This window comes from Bradyrhizobium sp. CER78, from assembly GCF_029846235.1.
Lineage (GTDB): Bacteria > Pseudomonadota > Alphaproteobacteria > Rhizobiales > Xanthobacteraceae > Bradyrhizobium.
Window position 1 is genome coordinate 54,226 of record NZ_JARVWP010000026.1, and the last position, 21,919, is coordinate 76,144.

General features: G+C 63.9%; 15 protein-coding genes. 7 read left to right on the forward strand and 8 right to left on the reverse strand.

What is annotated here, in order from left to right; all coding sequences use genetic code 11:
• The first annotated feature begins 145 nt into the window (after window positions 1-145).
• The gene (locus tag QDT69_RS34700; protein WP_245321347.1) at window positions 146-595 is read left to right on the forward strand and encodes a MarR family transcriptional regulator; all 450 of its coding nucleotides are present in this window, start codon (window positions 146-148) and stop codon (window positions 593-595) included.
• A gap of 256 nt (window positions 596-851) precedes the next feature.
• Here QDT69_RS34700 and QDT69_RS34705 read toward each other — a convergent pair whose 3' ends face one another.
• Window positions 852-1,784: an NAD(P)-dependent oxidoreductase gene (locus QDT69_RS34705; RefSeq protein ID WP_279710982.1), complete on the reverse strand. Its 933-nt coding sequence runs from the start codon at window positions 1,782-1,784 to the stop codon at window positions 852-854.
• A 24-nt stretch (window positions 1,785-1,808) separates the two neighbouring features.
• Window positions 1,809-2,615, reverse strand: a complete 807-nt coding sequence (locus QDT69_RS34710; protein ID WP_050631102.1) for an N-acyl homoserine lactonase family protein — start codon at window positions 2,613-2,615, stop codon at window positions 1,809-1,811.
• A 385-nt stretch (window positions 2,616-3,000) separates the two neighbouring features.
• Between QDT69_RS34710 and QDT69_RS34715 the strand changes: the two genes are divergently transcribed.
• The 4 genes from QDT69_RS34715 (at window position 3,001) to QDT69_RS34730 (ending at window position 9,802) form a co-directional block, all read left to right on the forward strand.
• Window positions 3,001-4,644: a caspase family protein gene (locus QDT69_RS34715; protein WP_279710964.1), complete on the forward strand. Its 1,644-nt coding sequence runs from the start codon at window positions 3,001-3,003 to the stop codon at window positions 4,642-4,644.
• A 133-nt stretch (window positions 4,645-4,777) separates the two neighbouring features.
• Entirely contained in the window at window positions 4,778-5,431 is a 654-nt protein-coding gene (locus QDT69_RS34720) for an OmpA family protein (protein WP_279710965.1), read from the forward strand.
• Window positions 5,432-5,718: 287 nt separating this feature from the next.
• Window positions 5,719-6,636: an efflux RND transporter periplasmic adaptor subunit gene (locus QDT69_RS34725; RefSeq protein ID WP_279710966.1), complete on the forward strand. Its 918-nt coding sequence runs from the start codon at window positions 5,719-5,721 to the stop codon at window positions 6,634-6,636.
• 13 nt (window positions 6,637-6,649) lie between these two features.
• On the forward strand, window positions 6,650-9,802 hold the full coding sequence (locus QDT69_RS34730) for an efflux RND transporter permease subunit (RefSeq protein ID WP_279710967.1): 3,153 nt from the start codon (window positions 6,650-6,652) through the stop codon (window positions 9,800-9,802).
• Window positions 9,803-10,247: 445 nt separating this feature from the next.
• On the opposite strand, the gene QDT69_RS34735 is transcribed toward QDT69_RS34730, so the two are convergent.
• The 6 genes from QDT69_RS34735 to QDT69_RS34760 all read right to left on the reverse strand — a co-directional run bounded on the left by QDT69_RS34735 (window position 10,248) and on the right by QDT69_RS34760 (window position 17,067).
• Complete coding sequence (locus QDT69_RS34735) at window positions 10,248-13,589, reverse strand: adenylate/guanylate cyclase domain-containing protein (protein WP_279710968.1); 3,342 nt, start codon at window positions 13,587-13,589, stop codon at window positions 10,248-10,250.
• Window positions 13,590-14,084: 495 nt separating this feature from the next.
• On the reverse strand, window positions 14,085-14,396 hold the full coding sequence (locus QDT69_RS34740; protein ID WP_279710969.1) for a hypothetical protein: 312 nt from the start codon (window positions 14,394-14,396) through the stop codon (window positions 14,085-14,087).
• Window positions 14,397-14,636: 240 nt separating this feature from the next.
• A complete protein-coding gene (locus QDT69_RS34745; protein WP_279710970.1) occupies window positions 14,637-14,909 on the reverse strand; it encodes a hypothetical protein in 273 nt (90 codons plus the stop codon).
• A gap of 44 nt (window positions 14,910-14,953) precedes the next feature.
• Window positions 14,954-15,124, reverse strand: a complete 171-nt coding sequence (locus QDT69_RS34750) for an RNA polymerase sigma factor region1.1 domain-containing protein (RefSeq protein WP_279710971.1) — start codon at window positions 15,122-15,124, stop codon at window positions 14,954-14,956.
• Between the two features lie 165 nt (window positions 15,125-15,289).
• A complete protein-coding gene (locus tag QDT69_RS34755) occupies window positions 15,290-15,925 on the reverse strand; it encodes a pyridoxamine 5'-phosphate oxidase family protein (RefSeq protein WP_279710972.1) in 636 nt (211 codons plus the stop codon).
• Window positions 15,926-16,392: 467 nt separating this feature from the next.
• A complete protein-coding gene (locus tag QDT69_RS34760) occupies window positions 16,393-17,067 on the reverse strand; it encodes a Crp/Fnr family transcriptional regulator (protein ID WP_279710973.1) in 675 nt (224 codons plus the stop codon).
• Between the two features lie 211 nt (window positions 17,068-17,278).
• Between QDT69_RS34760 and QDT69_RS34765 the strand changes: the two genes are divergently transcribed.
• Window positions 17,279-19,330 carry an AsmA family protein gene (locus tag QDT69_RS34765; protein ID WP_279710974.1) on the forward strand — a complete coding sequence of 684 codons (2,052 nt, stop codon included), beginning with the start codon at window positions 17,279-17,281 and terminating at the stop codon, window positions 19,328-19,330.
• Between the two features lie 135 nt (window positions 19,331-19,465).
• Window positions 19,466-21,901, forward strand: coding sequence for an adenylate/guanylate cyclase domain-containing protein (locus QDT69_RS34770; RefSeq protein WP_279710975.1), 2,436 nt, complete (start codon window positions 19,466-19,468; stop codon window positions 21,899-21,901).
• Window positions 21,902-21,919 lie beyond the last annotated feature (18 nt).

Below are 21,919 nucleotides of genomic sequence, written 5' to 3' on the forward strand. Positions count from 1 at the left end.
TCGGGCTCGACGTCAACTCAATTTGGAGGAATTTTTGGCCAGGACCTCTGCAAGCCAGCCTCCGATCCGGCCGCGCAGCGCCGTGGAAGCCGACGCGCGCGACGATGCCGCGCCGGCGAAGAAGCGCCTCGACCTGTTCCACTTCATGCCGTTCCGCCTGAACCGGCTGGCGGCCGAGGTCTCCTCGGCGCTGTCGAGCGAATATCAGGCACGCTACGGCCTCGACATTCCGGAGTGGCGGGTGCTCGCGACGCTAGGCTTCCGCAGCGATCCCTGCAGCGCGCAATACATCGCGCATTGCACCCGCACCCATAAATCCACCATCAGCCGCGCGGTGTCGGCGCTGATGGAGCGCGAGATCGTCGAGCGCGTCGAGAACGCCGACGACCGCCGCGAATTCCGCCTGCGGCTGACCAAGAAAGGCCAGGCGCTGTACGAAGAGCTGATCCCGCGCCTGTTGCGCAAGGAGCAGGAGATCCTGTCCTGCCTCTCCGCGCAGGAACGCCGCGACCTCGGGCGCCTGCTCGGCAAGGTCGAAAGCAGCCTCGAGCTGGTGCAGACCAGCGAAGAGGCCGACGCGAAGGACGCGTATTAGGGTCACTCAACCCGTCATCCCCGCGCAAAGGCTTCGCCTTTGTCGCTGGAGGAGCGCGTAGCGCGTCTCGAAGGATGCACGGCCCGGCTGGTGGCCGTCGACCCTTCGAGACGCGCGCAAGAGCGCGCTCCTCAGGGTGACGGTGATGGAATTTTGTGCGTAGTCCCTCCACCGTCATTGCGAGCGAAGCGAAGCAATCCATGCATGCGGAACGATGGACTGCTTCGTCGCTGCGCTCCTCGCAGTGACGGAGCCGTCACGCCCCCTCGATATGCTTGGCGATCACCGGGAAGTAATAATCCTTCGACCCCTTGTCGATCGCCTCCTGCAGCACCGTACCAATCAGCTCCGCGCCGCGGATCTTGATGCCGGCGTCGGCGGCGAGTTCCAGCGCGTAGGACAGATCCTTCAGCGCATATTCGGTCGAGAACGCGCGCTCGGGAAACACGCCGGGCACGATCGCCTTCATGCCGTGGTTGCGCAGCGCGAAGCTGTCGGCGGAGCCCTTCGACAGGGTGTCCAGCAGCAGCTTCGGATCGACGCCATTGTGCTTGGCCACCGCGACGGCCTCGGCCAGCGCGTTCACGGTCTCGAACAGCACCATGTTGTTGAGGATCTTGGTCACCTGCCCGGCGCCGACATCGCCGCAATTGGTGACGTCGGTGGCAAAGCAGCGGATCAGCGGCTCGATCGCAGCATAGAGCGCGGGCACGGCCCCGACCATCACGCTGAGCGTGCCGTCCTGCGCCGCCTGCCGCGTGCGCGCGATCGGTGCATCAGCCCAGGCCGCGCCCTTGGCCTGCAACCGACCGGCGAAATCGCGGGTCTGGCTCACCGACGACGTGCCGAGATCGACCACGACCTGGCCGGCCCTCACGTTCTTCAAAATGCCGTCGCCCTCGAACACCGCGCGCACATGTTTGGCGCTCGGCAGGCAGAGGAACAGCACGTCGCTCTGCCTGATGACGTCGGCGACCGAGCCGGCAATCTCAGCACCGTCAGCGCGCAAGCGCTCTAGCGGTTCGGCCGAAAGGTCAAACACCACGACGCGCTTGCCGCTCTTCCTGACGAGGTTGCGGCAGATCGGCTCACCCATCACACCGAGGCCGATGAACCCAAGAGTCTTGGTGTCGGCAGTCTTGTAGTCAGTCATATCGCTTCTTCTTTGACGTTTCTTGAAATGTTGCAGGTGCGCCTCGTCCGATCGGCGAGGCTATTTCGCGAACGATCGCGATGGCGCGAGATGCAGCGCGAACGCATCGACCTTGTCGCTGGCGCGCGGATAGATCTCGCTGACGATCGGATCGTGACCGGGGATGAAGCGGTCGGGATGACCGGCGAGCCGCTCGACCGTCTCCCAGCCCTGCGCCATGTCGCCGACATTGTAGACGATCGGGAACGGGCTCTTCTTGTGCAGGTTCGCGTAGTAATGCGCGGCGTCGGACGCCAGCACGACCGGGCCGCGCGCGGTCTCGACCCGCACCACTTGCAAACCATCGGAATGGCCGCCGACCCGATGCACGGTGACACCGGGCGCGATCTCGCCATCGCCGGAATGGAAGGTGACACGCTCGCCATAGACGTGGCGCACCATCTGCGTGACATGTTCGATCGAGAACGGATGGCGCAGCATGCCGTTGCACATGCAGCGGCCGGTCGCGTAGCTCATCTCGCGTTCCTGCAGATGGAATTTGGCGTTCGGGAAGCGATCCAGATTGCCCGCGTGGTCATAATGCAGATGGGTGACGATGACATCGCGGATTGCGTCGGCGCTGACGCCGAAGCCGGCCAGCGCATCGACCGGGTTGAGCGTCAGCTTGCGGGCGCGCGCCTTGGCCTCCTCCGCATTGAAGCCGGTGTCGACCAGGATGTCGCGGCCGTGGCCACGGATCAGCCAGACAAAATAATCCAGATCCTGTGCCGTGGTGTCATGCGGATCGGGCACCAGGAAGTTGAGATGAGGCGTTCGCGGCGACATCGTCGCATAGCGCAGGGCGTAGATCTCGTAGGCGTTTCCCATCGGTTTCGCTCTTGTTTGCGGTCTTGTTTGCAGGTCTTTTTAAAATGGCTCGCCGTCCCGGACACAAAGCCATCGCCTCGCGCAAAGGTCAAACCGCGCGGAGTGCGACGAGCGCATGACAGGGCGGCGAGAGCCTCTGTGAATGCAATCACATTATCGGCCCGCCGGAACCGGCACCATGCCAGGACGGCGATGGCCGCCATGACCGCATGCTGTTGCACTGCGGCCTCGCTGAGGTCACCGCGATAAACGATGCTGCCGCAAGCCGTTGACGGAGGTTTGGCGGTGGTTTGATAATAGGTATTCGCTAGAGTAAGGTTCCCGGGGCGCAGGCTGGAAGCGGCGCCATTTCATTGGAATGCCGCGATCTGGATTTGCCGCGATTATGAAAATCCGCCTTGCCTTGCTCGCCACGCTGATTTTTTCAATCGCGTCGCCGACCCTGTCCTTCGCCGCCGGCGACCGTTTCGCGCTGGTCATCGGCAACGCCAAATATCCCGACGCCGACGCGCCACTGAAGGAGCCGGTCAACGACGCGCGTGACGTCGCCGACGAGCTCAAGCGCGACGGTTTCACCGTCGAGGTCGGCGAGAACCTGACCGGCGACGGCATGCGCCGCGCCTTCGACCGGCTCTATGGCAAGATCAAGCCGGGCTCGGTCGCGCTGATCTTCTTCTCCGGCTACGGCATCCAGTCGAACCGGCAAAGCTACATGATCCCGGTCGACGCCCAGATCTGGGCTGAGGCCGACGTTCGCCGCGACGGATTCAGCCTCGAAACCGTGCTCGGCGAGATCAACAGCCGCGGCGCCGGGGTGAAGATCGCCCTGATCGACGCCTCCAGGCGCAACCCGTTCGAGCGCCGCTTCCGCAGCTTCTCGGCAGGCCTTGCCCCTGTCATCGCGCCCAATGGCACACTTGTCATGTACTCGGCGGCGCTGTCGTCGGTCGTCTCGGACAATGGCAGCGACCGCAGCCTGTTCGTGCGGGAACTGTTGAAGGAGATCCGCACCCCCGATTTGATGGCCGAGGAGACGCTGAACCGGACCCGCGTCGGCGTCACTCGCGCCTCACGGCAGGAGCAAGTGCCGTGGATCTCGTCGTCACTGGCTGAAGATTTCTCGTTCATTCCAGGCGGCGCAGCCACTCCAGGCGGCGCAGCCACTCCAAGCGGCGCAGCCACTCCAAGCGGCGCAGCCACTCAAAGCGGCGCGCCGGGATCGCCAAATGCTGCGCCCGCGCCGACCGCATCGCCGTCAACCGAAGTAGCGACGGCACCGCCGGTCGCGCCTCCGCCGGCCCCGCCCGCAGCAACACCGGCTCCGCTCGCGACAACGCCGACGCCGGCACCGGCGCCTCCTGCGGCGACGGCACCGACGCCGCCACCGGCACCGCCGAAGCCCTCGGTCGCGACAGCGCCGACCGCACCGCCGCCTGCGCCGAATGCGCCCGAGATCGTGCTGCCGCCGCCTGCGCCTCCGCCACCGGTGGTGATCCAGCCCACGCCGGCGCCGAGCAATTCGCCAGTGCTCGCCGACGATCCGACGATCAAGAGCCTGAGCGAGAAACTGGACAAGAACCCTGACGATGCGGCTGCGCTGTATCGCCGCGGCCAGGTCTATGCCAGCAAGGGTGCTTACGACCTCGCGGTGAAGGACTTCACCAATTCGCTGCGGCTGAACCCGAAGGATGTCGAGGCCTACAACAACCGCTGCTGGGTCCGCACCGTGATCGGCGACCTGCAGGCGGCGCTGAAGGACTGCAACGAGGCGCTGCGGCTGCGACCGAATTTCGTCGATGCGCTCGACAGCCGCGGCCTGATGAACCTGAAGGGCGGGCAGAACAAGAACGCCATCGCCGATTTCGATGCCGCACTGAAGATCAACCCGCGGCTGACCTCGTCGCTGTACGGGCGCGGCCTTGCCAAGAAGCGCAACGGCGCGATCGCGGAAGGCGATCTCGACATCGCCAACGCCAAGGCGATGGACCCGAACATCGTCAAGGAGTTCGCCGACTACGGCGTCCAGTAACGACAGCCTGCCGCGGCTCGAACCGCTGATGAAATCGCGCGACTAATCAGAGGGTGCGGGCCGGGCAGCGATGCCGGCCAATCGATCTGAAGCGTTGCATGGAACCGCGCCAGCCGGCGCAGGAGGGACCGAAATGTTCAAGCCGTCGGCAAAGGCCGCGATCCTTTCAATCGTGACAGCCGGCGCCATGCTGTCGTTCGGCATGGCGGCCGCCCGCGCCGGTGACGATGTCACCGAGGACCAGATCATCAAGGCGCTGACGCCCGAGAAGAAGCCGCTGACCCGCGGCCTTTCGGTCGGCCCGCAGACCACCTCGCCCGGACTGAACGCCGAGCAGGCCAAGTTCGTGCAGAGCGTCCGCGGCCGCGCCACCCGCTCGCTGTCCTCGACTGAGCGCGAGGAAATCGCGACCATCGTGCAGGACAAGCCGAAGATCGATCTCGATATCAATTTCGACTACAACTCCGCCGACATCAGTGCGAAATCACTGCCCTCGGTGCAGGCGCTCGGCCGCGCCCTCACCAATCAGGATCTGAAGGGCTCGACCTTCGTGGTCGCCGGCCACACCGACGCGGCCGGCGGCGAGGAATACAATCAGGGCCTTTCCGAGCGCCGCGCCGACGCCATCAAGCGCTATCTGGTCGACAAATACGGCATCAACGGCACCGATCTGGTCACCGTCGGCTATGGCAAGAGCAAGCTGAAGGACCCGAGCCACCCGATGGCTGACATCAACCGGCGCGTCCAGGTCGTCAACGTCGAAAACAAGGACACGGCGTCCAAGTGATCCGATCAAGTGATCTGGTCCAAATGATCTGGACGTGATCGGCGGTGGCGTAGCCGCTTTTTGAGGTTACAATGCGTCCCGCACCCCGGCGGGGCGCATTTGCTTGAGGGCAGAAGCCCAGAGCAGCCCACAGGTGACCCGCCACACATGACGTCAGGGCTTGATCCGGAACAATGGACACCGGCCTTCCGCATGCCTAGGGAATACGATGGCGAGCGTGATGAGACTTCGACGAGCGCCCAAGACAATCCCTGTCGATACGCGCCAAGTTCAGGATTGATCAGGCGATGAACTTTTCCCAATACCTCAAGCCTGCGCTCGGCACTGTGGTCTTCCTCGCGCTGGCTGTCGCCTATTACGCCTTCGAGCACCGCTCCCATCCAGAGGAGAAGGAGACGCCGGGCCAGGCGCTGGTCGTGGTGACGAAGTCGACCAATGCCTGCTTCTCCGACATGGTCCGCGTCACCGGCTTCATCGTGCCGCGCCGCGAGGCGCAGGTGAATGTCGACCAGGACGGCTCCAAGGTCACCGACGTCTTGGTTCGCGAGGGCGACACCGTGACCGAGAACCAGGAACTGGCGCGGCTGACCCCGCCGCCGCAGCAGGCCGCCCAGGCCAATGCCAAGCCGGTCGTGCTGCGCGCGCCGGCCGCCGGCCTCGTCACCGAGGTGCGCACCGCGCCCGGCGCCCCGGCTTCGCCGCAGGCACCCCCGATGTTCAAGATCTCGATCAACAACGAGATCGAGCTCGACGCCGAGGTGCCGGGCTTCCAGCTCCTCAAACTCAATCCCGGCGCCAATGTGCGGATCAGCCGCGATGACGCGCCCGACATCGTCGGCAAGGTCCGCCAGATCTCGCCGCAGATCGACCGCGCCACCCAGCTCGGTCACGTCCGTATCACCATCAACAACAATCCGACGCTGAAGGTCGGCATGTTCGCCCGCGCCAATATCGACGCCAAGCGCTCCTGCGGCGTCGCGGTGCCGCGCACCGCGATCGACCGCCTGACCTTGCAGGTCGTGAAGGGCAACACGATCGAGACCCGCAGGGTGCGCGTCGGGCTGACCTCCGACACCTCGACCGAAATCCTTGAAGGCCTCGACGTCGGCGAAATCGTCGTGGCCGATGCTGGCACCTCGCTGCATGACGGCGACCAGATCAAGACCATGTTCGCCGACGAACTCGATCGCACGCGATCACGCTAATTCGGGCACGCTAATGGCTTTGAACATCTCGGCATGGTCGATCCGGAACCCGCTTCCCTCGATCGTCTTCTCGATCATCCTGCTGGTGCTGGGGTGGGTCTCCTTCACCAAGCTCGCGGTGACGCGGCTGCCGAGCGCCGACATTCCGGTGATCTCGGTCGCGGTCTCGCAGTTCGGCGCAGCGCCGTCCGAACTTGAATCGCAGGTCACCAAGACGATCGAAGACGGCGTCTCCGGCGTCGAGGGCGTGCGCCATATCTCCTCGTCGATCACCGACGGCCTGTCGGTGACCACGATCCAGTTCGCGCTGGAGACCAACACCGACCGCGCGCTCAACGACGTCAAGGACGCGGTGACGCGGGTGCGCGCCAACCTGCCGCAGAACGTCACCGAGCCGCTGATCCAGCGCGTCGACGTGATCGGCCTGCCGATCGTGACCTATGCCGCGATCTCGCCCGGCAAGACGCCGGAGCAGCTGTCTTATTTTGTCGACGACGTGGTCAAGCGCGCGTTGCAGGGCGTGCGCGGCGTCGCCCAGGTCGAGCGCATCGGCGGTGTCGAGCGCGAGATCCTGGTCTCGCTCGATCCCGACAAATTGCAGGCGGTGGGGCTGACCGCGGTCAATGTCAGCCAGATCCTGCGCGGCACCAATGTCGACGTCGCCGGCGGCCGCGCCGAGATCGGGAAGAACGACCAGGCGATCCGGACGCTGGCCGGCGCCAAGACGTTGAACGAGCTCGCCGGCACCATGATCCCGCTGTTCGGCGGCGGCGAGATCCGGCTCGACGATCTCGGCACCGTCACCGACACCATCGCCGACCGGCGCACCTTCGCCCGCTTCAACGGCGAGCCGGTGGTGGCGCTCGGCATCAAGCGCTCCAAGGGCGCCAGCGACGTCGTCGTCGCCGCCGCAGTGCAGAAGCGGATCGACGCGCTGAAGGTTGCCTATCCCGACGTCGATCTCAAGCTGATCGACACCTCGGTCGAGTTCACCAAGGGCAATTACGAGGCCGCGATCTCGACCCTGTTCGAAGGCGCGATCCTCGCCGTCATCATCGTGCTGCTGTTCCTGCGCGACATGCGCGCCACCATCATCGCCGCGGTCTCGCTGCCGCTGTCGATCTTCCCGGCGTTCTGGGCGATGGACCTGCTCGGCTTCTCGCTCAATTTGGTCTCCTTCCTCGCCATCACGCTGTCAACAGGCATCCTCGTCGACGACGCCATCGTCGAGATCGAGAACATCGTTCGCCACATGCGGATGGGCAAGACGCCTTATCGGGCTGCGCTTGAAGCCGCCGACGAGATCGGCCTTGCGGTGATCGCGATCTCGCTCACCATCATTGCGATCTTCGCACCGGCGAGCTTCATGTCCGGCATTGCCGGGCAATTCTTCAAGCAGTTCGGCATCACCGTGTCGGTGCAGGTATTCTTCTCGCTGCTCGCCGCGCGTTTCGTGACGCCGATGCTGGCGGCCTATTTCCTCAAGCATCATGACCATGACGATCCGCAGCCCGGCCGCATCCTGCGCACCTATCACAGCCTCGTCACCTGGTCGGTGAAGCACCATTACATCACCGTGCTGCTCGGCTTTGCCGTGTTCGCGGCGTCGATCTGGAGCATCACGCTGCTGCCGCAGGGCTTCCTGCCGGCGCAGGACACCGCCCGCTCGCTGCTGGCGATGGAGCTGCCGCCCGGCTCGCAGCTTGCCTACACCGAGAAGGTCACCGAGGAGATTGTGGCGCGGCTGCGCAAGCGGCCCGAGGTGCGGAGCGTGTTCGTCGACGGCGGCCGCGTGCCGCCGGGCATCCAGGAAGTGCGCCGCGCCGCGCTGATCATCAACTACACACCGAAGGCGGATCGCAGGATCACCCAGCGCGAGCTCGAACTGTCGATCGGCAAGGAGCTCGATAACGTCCCCGACATCAGGTTCTGGTTCCTCGACGAGAACGGCTTGCGTGCCATCTCGCTGGTCGTCACCGGCACCGACAGCAATATCGTCAACAACGTTGCCAGCGAGCTGGCGACGCAGATGAAGCGAATCCCGATCATCGCCAATGTGATCTCGGAGACCGCGCTCGACCGGCCCGAGCTGCGCATCCGTCCGCGTGCCGAACTCGCGGCGCGGCTCGGTGTCTCGACCGAGAGCCTGTCGCAGACCATCCGCGTCGCCACCATCGGCGACGTCGGCCCGGCGCTGGCGAAGTTCGACGCCGGCGAGCGGCAGGTGCCGATCCGCGTCCAGCTCGAGGACAATGCGCGCAGCGACCTGCAGATGCTGGAGCAGCTGCGGGTGCCGCTCGGCCAGCGCGGCGAGCGCGGTGGTGTGCCGCTGTCCGTCGTGGCCGACATCCAGCTCGACCAGGGCCCGACCAGCATCAACCGCTACGATCGCGAGCGGCAGGCCACCGTCGCGGCAGACCTCGTCGGCAATGCCGCGCTCGGCGATGCCACCAAGCTGATCTACGACCTGCCGGTCATGAAGAGCCTGCCGAAGGGCGTGAAGGTCAGCCCGTCCGGCGATGCCGAGAGCCTCGCCGAGCTGTCCGACGGCTTCGCCACCGCGATCACCGCCGGCCTGATGATGGTCTATGCCGTGCTGGTGCTGCTGTTCGGCACCTTCCTGCAACCGATCACCATCCTGTTCTCGCTGCCGCTCTCGATCGGCGGCGCGATCGGCGCGCTGCTCTTGACCGGCAAGCAGCTCACCACGCCGGTGTGGATCGGCATCCTGATGCTGATGGGCATCGTCACCAAGAACGCCATCATGCTGGTGGAGTTCGCGGTGGAGGCGATCCGCGACGGCAAGGCGCGCGAGGAGGCCATGATCGACGCCGGCATGAAGCGTGCCCGTCCGATCGTGATGACCACGATCGCGATGGCCGCCGGCATGATGCCGTCAGCGCTGGCGTTCGGCGCCGGCGGCGAATTCCGCTCGCCGATGGCGCTCGCGGTGATCGGTGGCCTGATCTTCTCGACCGTGCTGTCGCTGGTGTTCGTGCCCGCGATGTTCATGGTGATGGACGACATCGGCGGCCTGATCTGGCGCCTCGGCAAGCGGCTCGTGGTCTCACATGCCGACCACGAGCTAACCCCGAGCGAGCCGAAGTCCGACGAGGGCAAGCGGCCGCCCGGCCCGCCGAGCATGATCTCACCGGCCGCGGAGTGAGCTGGGCTCGCGCCGCGTCAGCGGCGCGACCCGTACGAGATGACGTACTCCAAAATATCGAAAACAACCCCATGCAAAGGAGCTGACGGTGGCCGCGCTCGACAAGGCGACTTGACACGTCGGCCAAATCAGGGCTATATTTCTAATATTCAGAAATTATTCCCCTCCCTCACCATAGGCCAGTGGCGGCGAATCTTCGCATACTCCAGCTACCGAAGGCGGCTGCTCGCCCCTGAAGATCGCATGCCACGCCTAAAGAACCCGCAGGTCTGGTTCCGCATCTCCCGTCGCCGACCTTTGCTCAGATGACTGCAATGTCCGCTTTCGGCAGATGAGCCGACTTAGGACAGGCGGGCGGCCATAGTCGGCTTTTGACCCTCAGCGGACTCGCGGTCCCTGTCGCGCGTCTGAAAACTATCCATCCAAGCAGCGGGAAGGGCCCGCATCACGTCAGCTCTTCGAGCAATGCCTTGGCCTGCTTCAAGTCGAGCGTATCGAGACCCTCGATGAACCAGCCGTACACTGGCGCGAGAAGATCGTGCGCCTGCTTCCGTTTACTCTGATCGCGCCAGAGGCGAGCGAGGCCGGTGGCCGCACGCAGCTCCAGCGAGCGCGCTGATTGGCCTCGGGCTATCTTGATCGCCTTCTGAAAGGCAGTCGCAGCCTCCTGGAATTGACCTGCGTCCCGCGCGACTTCGCCGCGAAGCCGATGGTTCTCCGGCTCCCAGATGCGCTCGTTGGACCGCTGGATCATTACCAGCGACCGATCGAGCGCGTCTGTTGCCTCGATAAAACAACCCTTGATTCGTAGGACGTCGGCTAAACACACAAGGAATGCCGAAACCAAAAAACCGCCCCACATGTTGCGAAATTCTTCGATACCGATCTGCAGCCACTCAAGTCCATCGGCCACTTCGCCACTTCGAGCCAAACACCATCCGCGGCCAATCTTCCCTAATGCCAGCCAGTGCGGAAACCCATGCTCTTCACAATGCGCGATGAGCTTCGTCGTCAGGATGTTCAGTGCTTCGACATCCTGGGTACAGAGATTTAGGAAGGTCGCCCAGCCGTAGGACACGGCGAGGTTGGGTGCGTGCTCGGATTCAATGGCTAGGCGGATAGAAGCCTCGCTTGCCGCGAGCGCCTCCGTCACCTTTCCCTGCAACCAGAGCGCCCATGATATGTATCCGTTGCACGTCGTGCCTGGGTCATAGCCGTAAAGCAAAGCGTTAGCCCGATGCAGCCGAGGCTGGTATAGGCTTAAGGCTTCTCGAAACTGGTGCTCGGCCGTTCGATGTTCTGCCATGTACACCGCGGTTGATCCGAGTAGTCGGTGCGCCTCTATCAGCATTGACGTGTCACCCTGTTGCCGAGCAATCGCGAGGCACTCCTCGCCGAGGCTCCAGGCACCGGGCCAATCGCCACGCCCCGCTGTCGCTGTCCAAAGCCCAAATAGAACCTGAAACATCTGCCGCGGATCGCCGTGCAGCTGACATAGCTTGCGGGCGCGCACGAGAGTTGCAAGGAGCTCGTCACTGCCGTAGCCCTTCGCAATCCGCAGGGCCACAGCCCGAGTCACGAGCAATCTGATCTCCTGTTGGCGTACTTCTGTCGCGTCCGACATTTCCTTGAGAAGTTCCAAACCCCGACCTAGATGGCTTAGCGCCTCAGCGTTTGCAGAACGCGCCACGGCCTGCTGGCCCGCGCCGAGCCAGTAGCCGACCGCCTTTTCGACCAGGCCCGCTTCCGCGCAGTGGCGCGCCAGTTGCTCAGGCTGGGCCACCACGATATCCGGGAATTTCTCTTCCAGGGTTGCGGCGATCCGGGAGTGAATCTGCTGCCGTCGGCTTCGAACTAGGGTGCTGTAGGCGGCATCCTGAACCATGGCGTGCTTGAAGGTATACTCCGCATCTGGCGGCGTTCCACGCCGGAACATCAATTCGGCGCTAACCAGTTGAACCAGAGCGTCGTCCAGTTGCTGCTGAGGCAAGAGAGCGATTGCGCAAATCAGCTCATGTGAGAAGTGACGTCCCAAAGCCGCCGCGATCTGGGCGACTTCGCGCGCCGGTGCAAGTCGATCAAGCCGGGCCAGCAGCGAGGCATGAAGCGAGGTTGGGATCGTTAACGGTGTTAGTGGTCCAGTGGCATGGAAATGCTCACCAATCACCATGCCGCTCTCTACCACCGCCTTGGTCAGCTCCTCAATGAACAGCGGCACCCCATCGGTGCGATCGACGATCTCGTCGGCAATTTCCTTGGGCAACGATTTACCGCCGGTCACCTGCATAATCATTTCGGCGCGTTGCCGAGGTGGTAAGCGGCTGAGACTAAGAAGCGTCACATGCGGACGCCCCACCCATGGTGACGTGAACTCAGGCCTGAAGGTCATGATGACGAGGACACGCAGAGTCGGCACCCGCTCCACGAGCAGATCAAGTGATTCCCGCGTCGTCGGATCGCTCCAGTGCACGTCCTCCCACACCATTAACACCGGTTGACGACGTGCCAATCCTTGGACCTGTGCGATTTGCGCGTGAAGCGTCTTCTCTTTGCGCTTCTGAGGGGTCAGGGTCAGCGGCGGGTAGCGGCCCCCGGTCGGTATCGATAGCAACTCCGCAAGGAGGGGGACGGCCGTGCTAAGGTCGTTGGTACCCTGCGCGATTATCGCCTCGAGCTTATCGAGCCGCTGCCGGTCGGTATCGTCGCGCCGCAACCCTGCTGCTCGTTCGAGCTGCGTGATGCTGGGATAGAGTGCGCTGTCCTGGTGGTGGGGCGAGCAGAAATAGCGTAGCCGCGTATGTGGCTCGGCGCTGATCCGTTCTAGGACAGTCTGGGCAATACGCGATTTGCCGATACCCGGCTCGCCGGAGATCAGGACGACTTGCCCGTCTCCGCGCTTGGCCTGCTGCCACCGACGAATGAGTAGGTCGATATCCTCGTCGCGGCCTACCAGGGGTGCCGTAGCCGTTCGCATCGCTTCGAACCGGCTTTCGACAGTACTCGCACCCAGCACCTGCCATGCTGGCACGTTCTCGGCAAAGCCCTTGATGGCAACGGTCCCCAGATTGCGGTACTCGAACAGGCCTCCTATCAGCTTGTGTGTGCTCGCCGAAATCACCACGGCGCCCGGCTCGGCCAGCGACTGGAGGCGGGCGGCGAGGTTCGGTGTCTCGCCAACGATGCCGCGCTCCTGCGCTTCGCCCGAGCCAATCAAATCGCCGACCACAACGAGCCCGGTCGCAATACCGACCCGCACCTGGAACGGCTCTTGGATGCGCAGTTTGCCGACCGCTTCGACCAACGCTAACCCCGCCCCCACGGCGCGCTCGGCGTCATCCTCGTGGGCTTGGGGATAGCCGAAATAGACAAGCACGCCGTCACCCATGTATTTGGCAACGAAGCCGTCGAAGCGGGCAACCGTCTCCGCGACACATTTCTGATAGGTCGAAATAACGTCTCGCAGGTCCTCTGGGTCCATGCGTGCCGAGAGCGCGGTCGAGCCGACCAGGTCGGAGAACATCACGGTGACCTGGCGCCGCTCGGCATCGTCTTGCCAAGTGGGCGGGGTTGCCACGGGTGTCGAGGGCGCGGTTGCGGCGACAGACGCATTGTCGAGATTGCGGATCGCGCGCAGTATTTTCAACCTGTCCCCGAGCGCAATACCGAGGTCTTTGAGGTGTTGATCGGTCAAGTCGGGGAGAACAGAAATGTCAATTTTGTTCTCGGCAAAGCGCTCGGCGTACTCAGACATGCCGAGCTTTTCGAGCCAGTCCGTAATTCGCTGCATGGCGACCGCCGTGGCCTGACCGACTTTTCCACCACAGTAACGCAGAGTTTATACCGAGATGTCCGTGATGGCACGTCTCCCATATGGCGTTCCTGCTGCGTTGCCCATCGATATCAGCGCCCGTCGATGGGTTCCCGTTTCGGCAGTTCCTGCAATTCGAGCGGGTGTCCACCGCGGGCTTTCCGACGCTCGATGCGATGCAAAGCCGGGACTGCGGTGCTGCTGGCTCAAGGTCCGGTTATGGCCCAAAGCGTACATTCGCTTGTGCATCTTCGATGACTGCCTTTGAGGACAATCCGGACCAACCCGCGCTTGCTTTGACAGAAGGTCCTGTGCAGCGACGGGCAAAGCACGTCCCCTAGCGCGTCCGCAAATCATTGAAAGCGCACAAACCGAGCATCGAGCGGAGATGCGCAATGCGACAGCCGCGGACATAGTATCCCCTAATTTAGCGGCCGCGGAAATGCAGTGAGGGGCATTAGGGCGACAGATCACTCACCTGGAGATTGGCAGAGGAGCGATTTTCTGACCGAATGCCACTAGCGTGCCGAGAATGTTGCCGCCTGGTTCGCTCCAACAAATGGCCCTGTTGATGAAATCCGGATGCGAAAGCCCGTGCACTGTAAAATCTGCCCGCCAGACAAAGCCCCATTTTTCGGTTTGCGTAGGAAGCGAATTTCCGAACGACCACCCCAAATTCTTCGCATCATCAGCGAAATGGGCTGTACAGGCTTCCACAACAAGCGGATCGACCACCACTGTCTCACGGTCGGGCGACAATGGTGGGATGTCATGAAAGTCGCCCATTGCGTCGCAGCTCTACTTGTTCTCTCATTGTGATCCGGCAAACGTAAGCCGAGCCTTGGAATGGAGGGACATTTTTCGCATCGTGTCGACGACCAGAGAAAGACCCCCAAAGGAGCCCCTCCTGTCAGGCGTCTACCCCGACTCCCGATGGAGACACTCCATTCGGTACACTGTCACGGAACAATGGCTCGCCTCCAAGGTGGAGAGTTTCGTTGGGAGACTTGTTGGCCCGCTCTCCGATTACGGCGCCGCACCAAGTGCTCTTATCGATGCGACGACCGTCCTGGCGCGTTCGGGATCAGACCGGCCAAGGCCCATGTGCACGGACTCAGCCCATTGCAGATACTTCATCAGAGCCTCGTCAGTGGTGTTGTCGCGGACCATGGCTGCGATTTTGCCCGCATAACCATCGTATTCATCGGCGGGGCAACCGCCGATCGGATCCCAGCGCTGGTTCGGAATATCTCTGATCCGGCCGCGCCAGAGGCGAGAAGCTTCTTTCTCTACGGCCATGGCGCCGTTCCTCAAGACCTACATCGCTATACCAGAGCCAAGTTTCAGTCTTCTTCAATCCAAATTCCTGCTTCGCTCACAGCGTTGATAATACGTTCGATGTCTTTAGCGTTCAGCAGTGCACTGTCACAGAGTTGATTCAGTTCATCGAAGGTAATCTTGCCGTTCCGTTCGCCGATTTCGATGGCTCGTCGAATGATTTCCGGCACGCTCATGTTCCTCTCCGTTTGGCCAGGCCCCACTATACGCGGAGAGAGTCCGGTTCTGGCCGCCCTTAGCCGACATGACCGAGAACGCCTCTTTTGTCAGCTTCTGGCTGCAGCGCGGGGCGCCGTTCGGGAGGATGGATTTATAGGTACACGTCCTAGTGTGGCCGCGTACTAATAGAGCCGCGTCCGATAGGCCTCTTCCATCGCCTTCTCGGCGACCTCGACCTCAACAGCGGCGGTCTGCTCGGCGATGATCCGGCCCAGCGTCGGGAAGCTGTTGCGTTCGACCTGCGCCGTGGGACTCCATAGCTTCGAGCGCATCAGCGCCTTGCCGCAATGGAAGTAGACTTCATCGACATGCACCTTGAGGCCGATGATCGGCGTCACGTTCTGCACCGTCAGCGGAGTCAGCAGCTCCGGCTCCTGCGAAATCTCCGCCCGCCCGTTGATGCGCAGCGTCTCGTTGATGCCCGGCACCATGAAGATCAGCCCGACCCCGGGCGATGCGATGATGTTGCCGAACGTATCGACGCGGTTGTTGCCGCGCCGGTCCGGGATCAGCAGTGTCGTGTCGTCGATCACCGAGACGAAGCCGGGTGCATCGCCGCGCGGACTGGCGTCGGCATGGCCGTTGCCGTCGCTCGAGGCGATGACGAGGAATGGCGACAGCGCGATGAAGTCGCGGCAGAACTTGTCGAGATGGTGGAGGACCTTCTTCTCCGCGAGCGGGCTCACCTGCCCGAAATGCCCGCGAAGATCCTCCTGCGACTTGACCGGCGGCTTGCCGCCTGCGCCCTGCTGATCCATGGCGAATCTCCCTTTTTGGTCAGTCTATACCACGTCGATCCCTGAATTGATGCCTCCCGCACGGTGCGCACTTGCCGCGGCCGCGGCGTCGTGAAGGCCTCCGCCGTGGGAGCCTTTCTCGATGCGTTCTGCAGGGCGGAGATGTGGTCGGCGATCTCGGCGATGCCAAAAACGCAACCCGGGAACGCAAAACCCCTGCGGTCAACGGGAAAGAGACCGCAGGGGTTTGCAGGTGGATGGCGTGAGGCCAGCAAGGCTGGGTGTCACCCCAAGGACCGGCAGGCCGGATGAAACCGATACCGGCGCGGTCATGCAAGCAAGTCTTTTAGGCAGGAGTGCGTCAACGCGGGCAAGCAAAGCGCGCGACAGGTGACGATCCTCGCGCGCGCGTTGCATGCGTTCCGCCTGGCTTCTCATTTATCGCGCCCTTGACGCGAGCCAATTGTCCATTTCGTTCGAAAACGTCTCTAATCGTTGCGTGCGACCGCCGTCAGCTTGGTCATGTTGTGCAGCATGATCCGGCCGCGTTGCAGGTCGACGATGCCGTCCTTGCGCCAGGTCTGCAATTGCCGGTTGACGCTCTCGCGCGCGGCGCCGACGAAGATGCCGAGTTGTTCCTGCGAGATGTGCACCTCGGAACCGAAATCCTCCGCGAGCGCGCACAGCCGGCGCGCGAGACGGACCGGCAATGGCTGCAGCACGGATTCTTCCATCCGCTCGCTCTGCCAGCGGATGCGCTGGCACAGCAATGCGATCAGCCTGACCGCGACCTTCGGCTCACGCTCGAGGAAGCCGAGGAAATCCTCCCGCCGCAAGACAAACAGTTCAGTAGGCTCGCCCGCGGTCGCATCCGCGGTGCGATCCTGGCCGTCGAGCACGGCGACTTCGCCGAACAGATCGCCAGGCCCCATGAAATTCAGTGTGAGCCGGCTGCCGTCGGAGGCACCGGTTTCGATGCGCATCTGGCCGCGGCGGACCCCGAACAGGGCGTCGCCGGGATCGCCTTTCTGGAACAGCACCTCGCCGGTGGCGAGCTGCTGGGTGTGGCAGAGGCCCGAAAGCCGCTGCAACTCATCCGCACCGAGATCGGCGAACATCGGGTTCATTTTCAGAATGACCGCAAATTCGGCCTGTTTGCTCATTGTATTGCCTTCCAAATCCATCCGAGCGGTCCCCTGACGCCCGGTTAGCAAAAATCACCCTCATAAGAGTGTGGGAGAAGTCACATAAGTTCATGCTGGAACGGATTATTTTTCCGGTGATTGGAGCGAGGTCCCGTTTGCGGGGTAATCTCGTGCGACCGGCCGTGCCTTTGCGCGGCGGAACCCTGTCCGCCCGGCCTGGAATATCGAGATGAGAGCGCTGAAATTCGCCGGGGCCGCCATTGCTGCCGTGATCTTGATCGTCGCCCTGATCGCCGCGGTCGGGATCCCGTCGTCTTTCCTCACATCGACCATCACCGAACGGGTCGAGCGGGAGACGGGGTACAAGCTCGCCATCAATGGCGGCGCCAGGGTTAGCCTCTGGCCGACGGTCAATCTGACGCTGAGCGACGTCGTGCTGCAGGATCCGCGGGAACGCGAGGTCGACAACCGGTTCGCGGCAAGCCGCGTCGCAGCCGAGATGACGCTGGCGAGCCTGTGGTCGGGCCAGCCCGAGATCACCGACCTCGCGATCGACAAGCCCCTGGTCAATCTGCCGTTGCAGCGTGAACGCACCCGCGACCACAATCCGCCGGCGAAGTCGTCCGGCTCCGACACTGGCGGCATCACGATCCGGCATGTCGGCATCACCGGTGGCACGGTCGTATTCTCCAATGTGCGCGACCGGGTCGAGAACCGGATCGAGGTGCTCAACGTCGATGCGACGATCGGCGACGACCGCAAGATCGTCGTCACCGGCGATGCGCGCGCGAGCGACAAGCCGCTGAAGTTCGAGATCCGCGCGACCGCGCCGCAGGCGCCGCTCGAGCGTCAGAGCGTACCGGCCGAATTCAACATCGATGCGCCCGGCCTGTTGCCGGCGGCGATCAAGGCCAATGCGGAAGCGCGGTTGAACGGCACGGTTGTGATGTTCAACGGCGTGTCCGGCACGCTCGGCGATGGCGGCTTCACCGGCTGGACGTCGGTCGATTTCGCCAGCAACAAGCCGCTGGTGAAGCTCGATCTCGACTTCCAGCGCATCTCGATCGCGATGCCGCCAAGCCAGTCTGACGCAGCGCAGCCGCTCGGCACCAACAGCTGGAGCAATGCGTCGATCGATCTCAATGGGCTCAACTATGTCGACGCGCAGGCGCGCATCTCGGCGGCGGAGCTCGTGATCGGCGACGGCCGCTTCGCGCAGGCTGCGATCGATGCATCGGTCGACAGCGGCGTGCTGAAGGGCAAGCTCGCCAATCTCGGCGCCTATGAAGGCACCGCCAATGGCGACATCACCATCGACGTAAGGACCGCCAATCCAACCTACGCGCTGCGGCTCGACCTTGCCGGCGTTCGCGCGCTGCCGGTGCTGAAGAGCCTCGCCGAGTTCGACAAGCTCGACGGCAGGATGCAGGCCAAGATCGCGCTGACCTCGCAAGGCAGCAGCGAGCGCGCCATCGTCGGCAATCTCGGCGGCACCGCCTTCGTCGTGCTCCAGGACGGCAAGATCCTCGGCCTCAACGTCGCGCAGATGATCCGCAACCTCACCACCAGCACGTTGTCGGGCTGGCAGCAAAGCCAGGAGCTGTCGACCGATCTCAGCCAGCTCTCGGCCTCGTTCAAGGTCGACAAGGGCCAGGCGGTCACCACCGACCTCAATCTGATCGGGCCGCTGGTGAAGATGACCGGGGTCGGCACCGTCGATCTCAACACCCGCCAGATCGGATTCCGTGTCGAGCCGCAGCTGGTGATGACCACCGAGGGCCAGGGCCGCGCCGGCAATCCGGTCGGCCTCGGTATTCCCGTGATGCTCGAGGGGCCCTGGGTCAGCCCGCGGATCTATCCGGAGATGCAGGGCATCCTCGATAATCCAGAGGCCGCCTATGCCAAGCTCAAGGAGATGGGCAAGGGCCTGTTCGGGCAGAACGGTCAAGGTTTGAGCCAAGGCCTGAACCAGGGCCTGAACGGGCTGACCAACCTCCTCAACGGCGTGCAGGGCGGTGGAACCGGCGCACAGCCCGGCACGGGCCAGGCTCCGGGCGGCGCCGGCCAGACCAACCCGCTCGGCGGGCAGCTCGGCGACACCATCGGGAACCTGCTGCAGCAGGGCCTCTCCACCCTGAACCAAGGCAACGCCTCCCGCCCAAGCCGTAGCCTCGCCAAGCCCGAGGCAAACGCGCCGCCCGCTCCTCCGCCGGCCGACACCGCCGAGCAGCACGACAACCCCGCGATGAACGACGTGCTGCGGCAGCTGTTCAATCGCTGATATTCCCGGATGTCCCCCGCCAATATGCACGGCTAACCATGCGACCCGAGGGGCCGCCTCACCCTGCCGATCCGTGCTAAATTGCGGCAGATACAGTGGCGCACCCGACGGATTGGAGGGGACGGACGAGGCTGAATGAACGGGGCTACGGACAAGGGCAAGAACTGGTTCCTGCGCGGCGGCCTGTTCGCCAAATACGTCCTCGCGCTGGTCGGCCTCGTCGTGTTCGTGCTCGCGGTCAACGGCGCGCTCGAGACCTGGATCAGCTACCGCGGCATCAAGAGCACGCTGACGGATGCGATGAGCGAGAAGGCGGACGCCACCGCCAAGCACATCGAGCAGTCGATCTCCGATCTCGAACGCCAGATCTCCTGGGTGACCCGCGCCTCCTCCAACACCATCGAGCTGCGCCGCGCCGACTATGCCCAACTGCTCGGCCAGGTGCCGGCGGTGAACCAGCTCACGCTGATCAACGGCCAGGGCCGCGAGCTGCTGCGGCTGTCGCGCCAGACCGTCACGGTGAACTCCAACGCCGATCTCTCCCGCGACCTGCGCTTCACCGAGGCGGTCGAGCGCGGCACCGCCTACGCGCCGGCATATTTTCGCGACGAGCGGCCCTATATGTCGATCGGCGAGCAGCATTCCGGCTTCAATGCCGGCGTCACCGTCGCCGAGATCGACCTGCGCTTCCTCAATGATTATTTCGGCGATTCCCAGGTCGGCCGCACCGCCTATGCCTATGTCGTCGACGCCAAGGGCCGCGTGCTGGCGAGCTCGTCGAAGGGCCCGGAGGTCGGCAAGGATCTCGCCGCACTGCCGCAGGTCGCCGCGGTGCTGTCCTCGAACGGCAGGCCGATCACGTCCGGCAAGGACGTCGACGGCAACGCGGTGCTGACCACAGCGACATCGGCGCCGAACCTCGGCTGGCACGTGTTCTATGAGCAGCCGACGTCGCAGGCGCTCTCGCCGATCCGCGACCAGCTGGTGCGCATCGCGCTTTTGATCGCGCTCGGCCTCGTGGTCGCGATCATCGCCGGCACGATCCTGGCGCGGCGCATGCTGGTGCCGATCACCGCGCTGCGCACCGGCGCGCGGCGGCTCGGCGCCGGCGACTTCGGCCATCGCATCGAGGTGAAGACATCAGACGAGCTGGAGGAGCTCGCCGGCCAGTTCAACAGCATGGCGGGGCAACTTGCCGAGACCTATTCCGACCTCGAGGCCAAGGTGAAGGAGCGCACCCGCGACCTCGCGCAATCGATCAACGAGCTGAAAGTGCTGGAGGAGGTCGGCCGCGCGGTGGCATCCTCGCTCGATCTCAACGCCGTGCTGCCGACGGTCGCCGCCCGTGCGCTCGAGATCACCCATGCCGACGCCGTGCTGATCTATGGCTATGACGCCGCGCAGCGCAGCTTCAACCTGACGCAATCGATCGGCATCGATAGCGAAGCCGAAGGCCACCACCGCGCGATCGATGCTGATGACAGCCCGCTCGGCGAGGCCGCGGCGAAGGGCGAGCCGCTCGCCTTCCCTGATCTCACCGACCAACCCGATCATCCCTTGCGCGATGTCGTGGTCGGCGCCGGCTTCCACTCGGTGCTCATCGTGCCGCTGGTCGACCAGCAGGGCGTGCTCGGCTCACTGGTGGTGTTGCGCAAGACGGCCGGCGATTTCCCTGCTGGCCTGATCGGCCTGATGAAGACCTTCGCGCACCAGGCGGTGCTGGCGATGCGCAATGCGCGGCTGTTCACCGAGGTCGACCAGAAGAGCCACGCGCTGGAAGAAGCCAATTCCACCGTGCGCGAGCAGGCCGACAGGCTGCAGCAGCAGACCGAGCAGCTCACCGACTGGAACAAGTCGCTGGAGGCGCGGGTCGAGACCCAGCTCGGCGAGATCGAGCGCATCCGCAAGCTCGAGCGTTTCCTGGCGCCGCAGGTGGCGCAGCTGATCGCCTCGTCGGACAATCCCGAGGGCCTGCTCGAGAGCCACCGCCGCGAGGTCACGGTGGTGTTCTGCGACCTGCGCGGCTTCACGGCGTTCACCGAGGCGACCGAGCCGGAAGAGGCGATGAACGTGCTGCGCGAATATCACGCCGCGCTCGGCAAGCTGATCTTCAAATATGAAGGCACGCTCGACAAATATGCCGGCGACGGCGTGATGATCCTGTTCAACGCGCCGATCCAGCTCGCCGACCACACCGCGCGCGCGGTGAGGATGGCGGTCGAGATGCGCGACACGGTCGGCCCGCTGACGGAGAAGTGGCGCAACCGCGGCCATAGTCTCGGCTTCGGCATCGGCATTGCGCTCGGCTATGCCACGCTCGGCCAGGTCGGCTTCGAGCAGCGGCTGGAATATGCCGCGATCGGCAGCGTCACCAACCTAGCCTCCCGCCTGTGCGGCGAAGCCAAGCCCAACCAGATCGTGGTGAGCCGCCGCGTCTACGGCATGGTCGAGGCTTTCGTCGAAGGCCGCGCCATCGACGACCTCGTGGTGAAGGGATTCAACCACCCGATCCTCGCCGCGGAGATCCTCAGCTGGAAGGGCGAGCCTAGCGCGGAAGTGGCGGCGGAATAGCCGACGCTCCTCCCCCCG